A 13183-nucleotide genomic window follows, 5' to 3' on the forward strand; every position below is an offset into this window, starting at 1 on the left:
TTATGGATAGGATCAGAGGTTTTTTGCTAGGCCTTCCACGTCGGCAAAAAAGATTAATCCAGGTGGGAACAGATATTGTTCTTACATGGAGCGCTCTATGGGCAGCGTTTATCGTGAGGCTGGGCATTGAGGATATAGCTAATCCGGTTCTTCAGCATCAATGGCTCTTCCTGACTGCTCCGATTGTAGCAATTCCGATGTTCACAAAATTCGGTTTATATCGTGCGGTAATGCGTTATTTCGGTAATGATGCATTAATTGCTATTATAAAAGCTGTAAGCTTATCCTCGTTGGTTTTGGGAGTAATTGTCTACTGGTACGGTAGTCATCAGAATGTCGTGCCGCGCTCAATTATATTTAATTACTGGTGGCTTAGCTTAATTCTTATCGGCGGGCTGCGCCTAGCAATGCGCCAATTCTTTCTTGGTGATTGGTTTACCGCCGGCCAGCAAATACCTTTCACCAACCGTGAAAACCTACTTCCAAGAGTTGCAATTTACGGCGCTGGCGCAGCAGGGAATCAACTGGTGGCCGCTTTGCGAGTGGGCCGTGTAATGCGCCCAGTTGCGTTTATTGATGATGATCCAAGTATCTCAGATCGAGTGATCTCAGGGCTTCAAGTTTATAAGCCTAAACATATTCAAAGAATGATTGAAGTAACAGGCGCCCAAGAAATATTGCTGGCTATACCTTCTTCTAATCGTGGTCGACGTCGCGAAATACTTGGTTTTTTAGAGGGATTTCCTCTTCACGTAAGAAGTGTCCCCGGATTTATGGACTTAGCCAGTGGCCGAGTCAAGGTTGATGATATTCAGGAAGTCGACATAGCAGACTTATTAGGCCGCGACTCTGTGCCCCCTCAAAATGAGTTGCTTGAGAGATGTATCACTGATCAGATCGTTTTAGTAACAGGCGCAGGAGGATCTATAGGCTCTGAACTTTGCCGGCAGATACTCGCATTACGACCTGCAAAGTTGCTTCTATTCGAACATAGTGAGTTTAATTTATATAGTGTCCTTTCAGAGTTAGAGCGGCGAATTGATCGTGAATCCTTACCTGTTACAGTACTGCCAATTTTGGGTTCGGTTCGAAATGAGTCAAAGTTGTTAGATGTGATGAAAAGTTGGAAAGTAGACACCGTTTATCATGCTGCTGCATACAAACATGTTCCCATGGTCGAGCACAATATTTCTGAGGGCGTGCTAAATAATGTTATTGGCACATTATATGCGGCTCAAGCAGCTATTCAAGCTGGTGTGGCTAATTTTGTTCTGATTTCAACAGATAAGGCAGTTCGGCCAACTAACGTAATGGGGAGTACTAAGCGAATAGCCGAGTTGGTTTTGCAAGCGCTCAGTCGCGAAGTTGCTCCTGTTTTATTTAATTGCGATTCCAATATTTCACATGTAAATAAAACTCGCTTCACAATGGTGCGCTTTGGGAATGTACTTGGATCTTCTGGGTCTGTTATTCCTTTATTTCATTCACAAATAAAAAATGGTGGACCTTTAACTGTTACTCATCCGAAAATCACGCGATACTTCATGACTATTCCAGAAGCGGCTCAACTAGTTATTCAGGCAGGTTCGATGGGGGTCGGGGGGGATGTATTTGTATTGGATATGGGCCAACCTGTTCGTATTGTGGAGTTAGCGGAGAAGATGATTCATCTATCTGGTCTGAGCGTTCGGTCTGAAAAGAATCCACAAGGCGATATTTCTATCGAGTTCACTGGCCTGCGTCCAGGCGAAAAACTTTACGAGGAACTTTTGATCGGTGATAACGTTGCAGCGACACAACATACTATGATCATGTGTGCTAATGAAGACTATTTAACTTGGGACGAGTTGAAAGTTAAACTCATAGAGCTACTTTCTGCGCTAAGAGATGAGGATTACGTCCGAGTGCGTCAGTTACTTCGTAGCACTGTGAGTGGTTATTCTCCTGATAGTGAAATTGTGGATTTATTCTATCTGCAGTCCCGGCTCGAGCCGTAGGGCTTGGCAATATTAACCTAGCTATTTAGACTAAGCGCTAATATAGGTATGGGAGGGGTTTTTAGGCTGCACTGTTTCTGTCCTTTTTATATTGGCTCTGCAGTAATGCTCATAGCTTACTTAGCTGGCATATAGTAAGCTTTTCACGGCCCCCCCTACTACCGGATGTTTGTGTCTTCAAAACTTGGTATTGATCGGAATAAATATTCCGATCTAACCCCGCTGTATTATTGGTTATCTGCTGTCTTCGCTCTACCCCTTTAAGTCTAAATAAAATTATTTGTCCTTGTTTATCGAATTACTATCAAAGCATATTCATGTAATTGATTGTTATCTGGACCAAAGCATTTCCAATCATAGCGTCTTTAGAGTTTGCGATCGCTAACATAGCGAGCGTAAGGTTTGCCATTAGTTTTCATAGTATTCTGCGATCTCCGATTTTTGTTCATAAGCCACTGCATCGGTCATTCAAGCAGCGCCTTCAGACGCTCCTCGGCAGCGTGTCTGTGACGGTCGTGAATGCATCGGGGATGCACTGTTAAAAGCCATGGTTGCTACGCCTTAGTGGCGGAGACCCATTTTCTTCTTCAACGTATTTTTTTACCAGTGGCCTTAGATGAGCCTGACGGGGCCGCGAACGGATTGTAGCAAGCCGACAGACATGGGCTCAAATAGACATTTCACTTTGGCTCTAGTATGCATCATGGTTACTGTCTGCTTAAAGAACAAAGCTTATAGCATCCGATATGAGGGCGAATTCACTGCATGTATGATGTTTGGAGCGTTTATATTTCGTTGTGAATTGACTGGTCTAAGGAGAATCGCAAAATATTTATGTGTTATCACAAACTCAAAAAAATTGCTCGGCGGAAGGAATTTCTATTTGTTCGGTTAATTGTGTACAGTATTCCCTTCATAAAGCCTAGAATTTCTCATGACGGGAGGCTTTCATGTAAACAGTAATTAGATATTTAAGCGGGCGTTGTGGAATGAGCGAAATTATCATCACGATCCAGCATGGATATGATATTGAGAGCCTCATAGTCTCGCGATAGTACTTATAGACCTTATAGTTTAAAAGTCCTGCTGATCTCAAAAGAATCATACCTTTGATGGTGAATGCGCCTGACGCATCACCAAAGCCCTTGCAAGCAATCAGTTTACTGCTAAGCGAATAGCTGATGGGAAGTGAAAAGATAAAATTTATCCATCCCTCTATGCCAACTTTAAATATCTTATCCGTATCAGCCCAGCCAACTTTCTTTAGCTTTTGATCTTTTATGGGTGTAATGGAAATTTCTTGAATCCATCGAATCTTGAAAGGTATCCTTGAGATTCTCTCTAGAATAATTCCTGTTTGTATATACCAGGAGTTGCTGTATCTTGAGAAGTCAGCACTTGAAATTAACGACTTATGATATATCAAGCAGCTCATGCAGCTCATTATTCCTGCAAGTTCTTTTAGAAGTGAGTTTCTTTCTTGGTAGACTAAGCTTGGTTGTTGAGATTTGTTAATTAAATTAACTAATATGGCGTCATATTTTTCATTTCCGGAAATAAGACCCAAGATTTTTTCAAGATTTAAAATATGGATTTCTGAAGTGTCCCCTAGCAGCCAAGTGTACTCAGTGTTTGACATCTGTAAAACGCTTTTAAAATTCTCGTCGGGTCCTAGATTCGATAGATTTCGTTGGTAATGAAGGTGTGGGTACACCTTCTTCCATTTTTCTATAACTTTTAAAGTGTCATCGCTCGAAGCGTTATCTGAGATAAATATTTGGATATTATATTTTTGCAGAAGAGGGATGTGAGTTTCTAATGAATACTCAAGGAAGTCTGAGCGATTATAAGTAGGTATCGCAATGGATAGAATGGGATTGTGGCCGAGAGTCATGGTAAGGACCTTTGGAACTTCTTGAATATAGTATAAACCCATGGTAAGACTAACAAGTATGCACTCGTAAATCCTATGAATATATAGTCAAAGGAAAAATGTGTTGCTATTATAAGGGTTGTTATAGTTACGTATGCGCCATTAAATACTGAAACCAGGACTAGTTTCTCTTTCTTGTATGCTCTCATGTATATAGCTAGCGCGTTTATTATAAGCTGTATTAACCAGCCAATGCTCAATATTGATATGCTAAATGTTGTTGTCGTGCGGTTTTCAAGAAGTGGATGCCCGCTAATAATCCATAGTGCTATCGCTAATGTAGTGATGCCTAGAATATAAGTTGTTATAGCTAATAGTATTCCCTTTTTAAAAACTTTGTCTAATTCGTCTTTTTTGTTTTGTGCTGCATACATATTTATCCTAGGCGTGATAATGGATATCCAGATGTTTGAAATACTAAACATAGCGACGCAGATTGCCATCGAGAATCCTACCTGTCCAGCGTTTACGGGGCCGTAAAAATGGAAAGTCAATGGCGTAAATACAGATAAAATGAAATACCCGCTAATCCAGCTTATCGAGAATCTCCATATTAATGGAAATATTTCTGATGACCAAGAATGGTCGCTATTTTTTGTAAGTTTATATAGCTGTATTATCATGCGTTTGTAGCGAAAATACACTAGAGCTGAACCGGTAAGTGCACCGAATAGAAGTGCTAGCGCTAATGCGTAAAGACTATCGCCGTTAAGTAATAGAAGTGCAGTCACTATCCCTGTCGTAAAGCTGATATAAAAGCGAATTTTTTGCACATCGCCCACACTGTCGCATCCTTCAATAAACGACAATGCCATACTATTAAGAAAAACCATTACTGAGGCAACTCCGTACAGTAACCATGGTAGCTGCCAATTTATGTCTGATTCTCGATTGGCAAGAAAAAGATATCCCACCGACAATACTATGGGGAAAGCCACTACCGCCATTGTGCAGGACCATTTTGCGGCGAATTTTCCTAATGTAGCAAGTCTTACTAAGTATTCGTATTCTCCTGCTAGTGTCTTATCTGAGTTAAACTTAAGATGTGCGAACTCATGCGATGCAAATAAAAGTAGTACCGAAGAAAAGCCCATGTCGGCAAATACAGCTAGGGCAGCTAAACTAATGAACGTATACCAATATCCTTGTGCTTCAGTAGATAGGTATATTGGAACTAAAATTAGAAGTAGGGGGCCGGAGAACAACCTCCAGAGTTGATTTAGCGCGGACTGCCTGGCGTCATAGCTAACGAGCGTTCTGAGATATTTTATTTTCATAGCTGGCCGCACGTCTTGATGAAGTTGGATACTGGTATTCTTCGCCGTTTAGGAGTTATATCACTAAAGCGATTTTTTATAAACTACAACCATTTTTCGCTCTTTCTATGAGCTTTAACTTGTTGAAGCTTGGAAATATTTTTTTCAGTTTAATAAAGATTTTTATAAATTGGGTTTTTAAATCGGATATATCATTGCGTCGAATATGCTTTATTTGATGACTGAGTTTTTGGGTATGGAGTTAGAATCTCATCGAATTGCGTAAGAGTAACTTTCGATAGTTTTTTTGAATCCTTCTCTTATTGAGGTTTTTGGATTCCATCCTAGGCCTTTAGCCTTGCTTATATCTGGGCAGCTTCTTATGATTGGACTTTCTAGATAAGTACTATTGGTTTTGCGTGTGCTCACTATTATATTTATATTTTTTTCTGGGTAAAGTTCTGCTAGGGTGTGAGCCAGCTCTTTAATACTCGTCTCTTCTGAAGGATTCCCAATATTATAGGCTTGCCCATGAGCTCCGTTGAGTAAAACGATCCAGAAGCCCGCTACTGCATCAGCGACATAACAAAAAGCGCGCTGTGCTAGACCATCCCCTTTTATAGTGATTGGCTGGTTGTTGAGAATGTTTTCGACGAAGTCAGCGTACACTCTTCCATCGTCTAACAACATGCTTGGGCCATAAGTGTGAAATGGTCTAACGATTGTAGTTGGGACGCCGGACTGGTGATGCCAACTGGCGCACATGTTTTCACCCATGCGCTTACTTTCAGCATAGCAAGACCTAATTGATAAAGGATTTAGAAAGCCGAGATCTATTTCTGACGTTGGTACAATTTTAGTTTGTCCATATACTTCAGCGCTGCTGAAAAATAGAAAACCTTCAGATTTACTCAGTGCAGCCAGCTTTAAAAGTGCGGCAGTCCCAATCGTATTTGCGCTTAAAGTTCCAATGGGGTCGGTGGAGTAGTATTTCGGACTAGCCTGACTAGCTGCGTGGATAATGTAGTTTGGGTAAAACTCGCATATTAAAGACTCGTTGATGTCTTGTTCAATACAGATTAGGTCACTTCTATTTATGGCGTGCGAAAATTTTTTCTCAAAGCGTTTACGATTTCGCACCATAGCAAGAATTTTAGTATTAAGTGCTCTGGTCTCATTGAGATATAAAAGTGTTTCTACCATGTAGGCGGCAAGGAATCCTGATGCTCCCGTTATAAGTATGGTTTTATCTTTGAGTCGGTCCCAAGAAATGCCGTATTGTGTTGTAATTGTTGCAAGGTCATTTGCAATAATTGTGTTTCGATATGTTGTTTGCATAAGGGTACTACTCTTTTTTACTTTGATAGTTTATGAATTTAATCTCTGCGTTTTTATTGGTCTGAATGTCAATTGTACGTTTAAAGAAGGTTTGGTTAAATAAAAGTTTTTGTCGGCAGTTGCTCATCAATTGAGCGTCCAAACTCTAATCGAGGCCTACATTCGCGTGCATCTGGCATCATCATTTCGATTAAAGTCGGTTTGGGTGATTTGAGAAATTTCGAAATGTGCATAGCAAAAGCTTCATGGTCATCGATCATCGTGGATTCAATCCCATAAGCATTGCCAATGGCAGTGAATTGAGAGGTGTAGCCGTTCCAGTAGGTCGAGGAGTTTCGCCCTTCGAAGTACATCTCTTGGAAACCTCGTACCATTCCTAGTGATTGATTGTTCAATACAATTACAAGAATAGGTAGTTGGTCTCGCGCGATGATATCCAGCTCTTGGATATTTAACTGGGCACCGCCGTCCCCCGTAATGACGATTATGGGTTTGTTAGTCGCGTTGCAAGCACCGATTGAGGCTGGTATCGCAAAACCCATGGTCCCCAGGCCTCCAGAATGGTGCATGGATTGCCCTGAGGCTAGCCGTAGTGTATGCGCGGCCCACATCTGATTATTGCCTACGTCAGCTATATAATCGACAGCGTAACCTTCAGTGAGATTGGAAAGGATAGAGCAAATGATGAAGGGGCTTACTGACCAGTCAGTATACTCATCGACGAAACTCTGTTGTAAATTCACTCGTAGCTTAGCAGCCCACTGGGGCCATGCACTATTTTTCTCTACTTTAGAAAGAGGGAAGCTGGAAAAAAAAGTGTTCAAATCCATATTGTAAGATAAGTGAGCGTGAACGCGGTTATTCAGTTGTCCGTCCATTATATCTATCTGAATGATTTCGGCTTTACGTGCGAAGTCTTCTGGTTTTGCGCCTGTTTGTCTCACGTCCAAGCGGCTACCTAGCACTATCAGTAAATCGCAGTTTTGCACAGCATTGTTTGCGGCGCGAGTGCCATATGCACCGAGCATACCCAAATAGTTCGCATGAGACGGAATCTTTTCGGCTCCCTTCAAACTCGAAATATACGGAATGCCTGAAGTTTCAAGTTGCTTTAGCCATTGTGGAAAGTTGCAGGTATTGACTGCTCCGCCGCCCAGCAATACCAATGGCTGCAGGGCCATCTTTAACCGCTTACTAATAGCATCAGTATCAGAGGCACATATCTCTAGCTCCACCCGTTCGAAGCGCCGTTCCAATATAGCCTGGACTGCCGCATCATCAATATCGGCTCGCTGGATATCCATCGGGATATCAAGAAGGACCGGACCAGGACGTCCTTCACGAGCCATGTCGAGGGCCTTTTGCAAACATGGGAGCAACTCGTCGATGTGCGTGACCTGGTACGCATACTTGGTGATGCTAGAAACCAGTGCTACGCTGTCAAGTTCCTGAAAGCCCTGTTGCCGAATGTTTCGGTCACCTTTTAGTTCGTATGTATTTACCTGACCAGTAAGGAACAGGCAGGGGTGGCTATCAAGCCAGCAATCAGCGATTCCGGTTATTAGGTTAGTAGCGCCTGGGCCGCTCGTACCTAATGCGACTCCAAGTATGTCGTGGTGTGTTGCACGAGCAACGGCTGCGGCAGCGAACGCCGCCCCTTGCTCATGATGAACCGAGACTAGCTTCGTCTTGCCCAACTGATTGATGCTGTCAACCAGGTGCGTGATCATTCCGCCGATCAGTTCGTAACCATACAGAACCTTGTTCTGAGCAAGAACCAGCGCCACGGCATCCGATGCTTTCATTGTTTAGAACCCAATCCCAAAGAATTCTTCCAGCTTCTCACCGACAAAATCGAAGTGCTCCTGCCCCAACGATGGCTGTACGCCGAGCCAGAAAGTCTGGTTCATGGTGCGGTCGGTATTGGTCAGTTCGCCGACGACACGGTATTCCAGGTTCTGGAAGTAGGGCTGGCGTGTCAGGTTGCCGGCGAACAGCAGGCGAGTGCCGATCTTGTGTTGATCGAGGTACTTGAGCAGGTCGACACGGTTGACGCCGCTGCTTTCCTTGAGTGTTACCGGGAAGCCGAACCACGAAGGATCGCTGTTGGGGGTGGCCTCGGCGATTTCGAGGAACTCGGACAGGCTGGACAGCCGCTCCTTGAGCAAAACGAAGTTGCGCTTGCGTGTATCGATAAAGTCCTGGGCGCGTTCGAGTTGGGCCAGGCCACAGGCGGCCTGCATGTCGGTGATTTTCAGGTTGTAGCCCAAGTGTGCATATACGTACTTGTGGTCGTAGCCTTGGGGCAGGCTGCCATATTGCTGGCCAAAACGGTCGCCACAGGTGTTGTCGCAACCCGGTGCGCAGTAGCAATCGCGGCCCCAGTCGCGGAAGGACTCGGCAATCACTTTGAGCATCGGATTGTTGGTGAACACTGCGCCACCTTCACCCATAGTGATGTGGTGGGCTGGGTAGAAACTCAGGGTGGCGATATCGCCAAAAGTGCCTACCAGCTTGCCATCATAGGTCGCACCGAGGGCATCACAGCAGTCTTCGACCAGCCACAGGTTGTACTTTTCGCACAATGCCTTGACCTTGCCCAGGTTAAACGGGTTGCCCAGGGTATGAGCCAGCATGATTGCCTTGGTTTTCGGCGTGATTGCGGCTTCGATCAGGTCGGCATTGATGTTGTGAGTGGCCATGTCGACATCGACGAACACGGGCACCGCACCAAATTGAACGATCGGGTTGACGGTGGTCGGGAAGCCTGCGGCGACACCAATCACTTCATCGCCCTTCTTGATCGCCCGCTCCCCCAACTTGGGAGACGTCAGGGTGCTGAAGGCAACCAGGTTGGCGGAAGATCCGGAGTTGACCGACAGCAGGAATTTGACACCGATGAATTCCGCCAGCTTCTTCTCGAACTCGGCGTTGAAGCGACCAGTGGTCAGCCAGCCATCCAGGGAGGCCTCGACCATCAGTTGTAACTCACGCGCACCAATCACCTTGCCGGAAGGCGGGATCACGGTTTCGCCGGCCACGAACGGCTTGCTCGCCAATGCGACATTGGCGTATTGCTCGACGAGCTTGCTGATTTCCTGGCGGAGCATATCGGGTGTCATGAAAAATCCTGCTAAAAAATAGAGTTAGTTGCTGCTGGCATGCATGGCGAGCATGTAGGCGTTGATTTCTTCCAGGCAATGGACCTGCATGTCGCTGCCCCTCAACCAGGCTCGATGCCAGGTAACAATCTGCGCGAGCGTGGTTTCAAGGTTCCAACTGGGTGTCCAGTGCAAGTGGGCCCTGGCTTTGGAAATATCCAGCTTGAGGTAGTTGGCTTCATGCGGCTGTTGGGCTTGATCCAGTTGCCAGTGCGCGCCTGCCCCCCAAGTATGGACCATGTGATCGAGTATCCACTCCACCGGGCGTGCATCCTCGTCCTTGGGGCCAAAATTCCAGCCCTGCGCAAAACGATGCCCGTGGGTCCAGAGGTGCTCGGCCAATACCAAGTAACCGCTGAGAGGCTCCAGTACGTGTTGCCAGGGCCGTGTAGATTTCGGGTTGCGAACTGTGACGGGTTGGCCTTGCTCGAAGGCACGGAGAATATCAGGGATCAGACGATCCTCCGCCCAATCGCCGCCGCCAATCACGTTGCCGGCCCGACCGGATGCCAGGGCGGCACCTTGCGGATCGTTGAAAAAAGAATTGCGGTAGGCGCTGGTGATCAGTTCCACACAGCCTTTGCTGTTGCTGTACGGGTCATGGCCGCCCATGGGTTCGTCTTCACGGTAACCCCATTCCCATTCGCGGTTTTCGTAGCATTTGTCCGTGGTGACGTTGACGATCGCCCGCAGGCTGGAGCATTGCCGGGCGGCTTCAAGCACATGCAGGGTGCCCATTACATTGGTGGCATAGGTCTCGACCGGTTCGCGGTAGGACAACCGGACCAATGGTTGTGCCGCCATATGAATCAGCACATCGGGGTTGAAGCGCGTCATGCTCCGGGTAATGGCTGCCAGATCACGGATATCGCCCTGCTCCGACTCCATGCCCGTGGCCACTGCGGCCTCGATAAATAGGGCAGGGTGAGTGGGTGGTGCCAAGGCAAACCCCTTCACCTGCGCGCCCATGCTGCTCAACCACAGGGACAGCCAACTGCCCTTGAACCCTGTGTGGCCGGTCAGGAAGACTTTTTTGCCTTGCCAGAAGGCTGGAGAAACCGTCGACTTCATCATTCAGTCCCAGGATTTCCAGGGCGCTTTGCCTGACTGCCAAAGATCCTCCAGATAGTGTTTGTCGCGCAGCGTATCCATAGGTTGCCAGAACCCTGGGTGTTCGTAGGCCATGAGCTGGCCCTCGGCCGCGAGCTTCATCAACGGCCCCTGTTCCCATGTGGTGCCGTCGTCTTCCAGGTAGTCGAGTACGGCTGGGCTCAGTACGAAGAAGCCGCCATTGATCAGCGCGCCGTCACCTTTGGGTTTTTCCTTGAAGTTCAGCACCTGGCCATTCTGGATGTCCAGGGCGCCGAAACGGCCGGGCGGAAACGTCGCGGTCAGCGTTGCGGCCTTGCCATGTGCCTTGTGGAACGCCAATGTGGCGCTGATATCGAGGTCGCTGACGCCATCGCCATAAGTGAAGCAAAAGGCTTCTTCGTCTTTGACATAGTCGGCAACGCGACGTAGGCGACCGCCGGTCATGGAGTCATCGCCGGTATCGACCAGCGTGATATTCCAGTCTTCAGCACGCTGGTCGTGCACTTTCATCGTGTTGTCACGCATGTTGAATGTAACGTCGGACATATGCAGGAAATAGTTTGCGAAGTATTCCTTGATTACATACCCCTTGTAGCCGCAGCAGATGATGAAGTCATTGATGCCGTGCGCGGAATACATTTTCAGTATGTGCCAGAGGATGGGCTTGCCGCCGATCTCGACCATTGGTTTTGGGCGGACACTGGTTTCTTCGCTTAGCCGCGTTCCCAGGCCACCGGCCAAAATAACTGCTTTCATGCTGTCTCCGGGTCAATTCGAGCTTACAAAGGCATCAGAATGGAAATGTTTGAGGGGCAGGCCAGCCTGTGTCAGCACCTCGCGCGCCGTATGAATCATGGCCTCGGAACCGCAGGCATAGACCGACGTATCGGCCAGGTCAAGGTTTTCTGCAAGGACTGCCTGCTGGACGTAACCCCTTGTGCCCGACCACTGCGCGCTCGCGCGTGACAGTGCCGGCCGGTAGGTCAGGCCCAGTGTTGGGAAGTCGGGGTACCAGTACAAATCCGCTTCCGTACGCCCACCCCAGTAAACATAGATACGCTTGTCGCTGAATGATTCGGAGGTCGCCGCCAAGGCTTCCAGCATGGCCTTGACAGGGGCGATTCCGGTTCCGGTGGCCATGAACACCAGGTTTTTGGTGCGGGTGTCGCGCAGGCAGAAGGTGCCCAGCGGGCCTTCCAGCCTGAGCAGGTCGTTGTTCTGGGCTTCCCCAAACCAATACTGGCTCATGACGCCTTCGGGAACCTGGCGAATATGCAGCTCCAGCTTGGCATCTGCGCGCATGGCATTGGCAATGGAGTAGCTGCGACGCACGCCCTCCTTGCCAATGACGTCGATGTACTGTCCAGCCAGAAAGAACAAACCGCTTGTGGGCGGGGTTCTGAGGACCACGCGGACCACGTCATCCGCCAGGCGCTCCAGCGTATCGAGGCGGCAAGGCATGGTTTTGATCTGAATGTCGGCCAGTGCGCCGAGGTCTTCGATGTCCAGTTCCAGATCGGTGATTGCTGCACGGCAGCACGTCAGGATGGCTCCCGATGCTCGCTCGTCCTCCGTCAGCGCCAGTTCCGGCTGCACTATCTCAGTCTCGCCTTGAAGCACATTGGCCTTGCATACACCGCAACGACCGGTACGGCAGCTGTACTCGAGCACGGTGCCTTGCGCCTTGGCGCAGTCCAGAAGGCTTTTGTCGGCTTGCGTGGTAAATGTCTTGTGGTTCGACAGTGTGACAATGGACATGTGTCAGGCACCACTCTCAGGGTTGGTGTCACAAGGATTCAACTCATCCCTTTGAATGCGGGGTGTTGCACACACCTGCGCCATACGTTTGATACCCATGTACGTTTACATCTCCTCTCGTCATAGCGCTGAACATGACACGACATTCAGCGCGCAGACTGCATACCCCAAGCCAGGGGCATTTTCGTATAGGTTAAAGCTGAAAAAACTACCGGTTTCAACGTCATACCGGTGGACCCCTGCTGATAACCGCCAGCGGTAACGCAAAAGAGTGGGCCGCCGTTTGCTACGTGAGAAAATCGGACAAGCTGGCATGGCGCCGCGATTTCCTGCGGGGGCTTACTGTGGATGTACTGAATGCGAGGCTTACGTTGCGCCCTGTACCAGATGTTTCCCTGTTCGGTGGGCAAGTGCTCCCAGGCCATATGATCAATACACACGGCTGATACGAAAACGCACACGCCCGTCTGGATTGACCCACCTGAAAAGTTGCGGCAATTCTACCTGCTTGGGGCCTCAACTGGAAATGCAAGATGGCCAGTGCCCGGGCAGGCAGCACAGCTCATCGTGGGTGATCGACACACTTTGTAACCTACCCATTACCACTATAGTCGCTTCTTGCTTCGAGGCTCCAAGCGTCGACGTCCG

The 13183-nt window shown here is 47.8% G+C and carries 9 protein-coding genes; 1 reads left to right on the forward strand and 8 read right to left on the reverse strand.

The features are described 5' to 3' along the window. Positions 1-2: 2 nt before the first annotated feature. A complete protein-coding gene (locus AC0IYH_RS11025) occupies positions 3-1997 on the forward strand; it encodes a polysaccharide biosynthesis protein (RefSeq protein ID WP_471834300.1) in 1995 nt (664 codons plus the stop codon). Positions 1998-2919: 922 nt separating this feature from the next. On the opposite strand, the gene AC0IYH_RS11030 is transcribed toward AC0IYH_RS11025, so the two are convergent. From AC0IYH_RS11030 to AC0IYH_RS11065, 8 genes are all read right to left on the reverse strand, one after another. Then, the gene (locus AC0IYH_RS11030) at positions 2920-3891 is read right to left on the reverse strand and encodes a glycosyltransferase family 2 protein (protein WP_471834302.1); all 972 of its coding nucleotides are present in this window, start codon (positions 3889-3891) and stop codon (positions 2920-2922) included. Continuing rightward, positions 3888-5207: a hypothetical protein gene (locus tag AC0IYH_RS11035; protein ID WP_471834304.1), complete on the reverse strand. Its 1320-nt coding sequence runs from the start codon at positions 5205-5207 to the stop codon at positions 3888-3890. Before AC0IYH_RS11035 ends, AC0IYH_RS11030 begins: the two co-directional genes overlap by 4 nt. A 249-nt stretch (positions 5208-5456) precedes the next feature. Beyond that, positions 5457-6524 carry an NAD-dependent epimerase/dehydratase family protein gene (locus AC0IYH_RS11040; RefSeq protein WP_471834306.1) on the reverse strand — a complete coding sequence of 356 codons (1068 nt, stop codon included), beginning with the start codon at positions 6522-6524 and terminating at the stop codon, positions 5457-5459. A 95-nt stretch (positions 6525-6619) separates the two neighbouring features. Further along, the gene (locus AC0IYH_RS11045; RefSeq protein WP_471834308.1) at positions 6620-8329 is read right to left on the reverse strand and encodes a thiamine pyrophosphate-binding protein; all 1710 of its coding nucleotides are present in this window, start codon (positions 8327-8329) and stop codon (positions 6620-6622) included. Between the two features lie 3 nt (positions 8330-8332). Beyond that, positions 8333-9646 carry a lipopolysaccharide biosynthesis protein RfbH gene (rfbH, locus tag AC0IYH_RS11050; protein ID WP_471834310.1) on the reverse strand — a complete coding sequence of 438 codons (1314 nt, stop codon included), beginning with the start codon at positions 9644-9646 and terminating at the stop codon, positions 8333-8335. A 24-nt stretch (positions 9647-9670) separates the two neighbouring features. Beyond that, complete coding sequence (gene rfbG, locus AC0IYH_RS11055) at positions 9671-10756, reverse strand: CDP-glucose 4,6-dehydratase (RefSeq protein ID WP_471834312.1); 1086 nt, start codon at positions 10754-10756, stop codon at positions 9671-9673. Between the two features lie 3 nt (positions 10757-10759). Further along, positions 10760-11533 carry a glucose-1-phosphate cytidylyltransferase gene (gene rfbF, locus AC0IYH_RS11060; RefSeq protein ID WP_471834314.1) on the reverse strand — a complete coding sequence of 258 codons (774 nt, stop codon included), beginning with the start codon at positions 11531-11533 and terminating at the stop codon, positions 10760-10762. Between the two features lie 12 nt (positions 11534-11545). Then, the gene (locus AC0IYH_RS11065) at positions 11546-12535 is read right to left on the reverse strand and encodes an FAD-binding oxidoreductase (RefSeq protein ID WP_471834316.1); all 990 of its coding nucleotides are present in this window, start codon (positions 12533-12535) and stop codon (positions 11546-11548) included. Positions 12536-13183 lie beyond the last annotated feature (648 nt).

This window comes from Pseudomonas sp. AC463 (genome assembly GCF_979253585.1).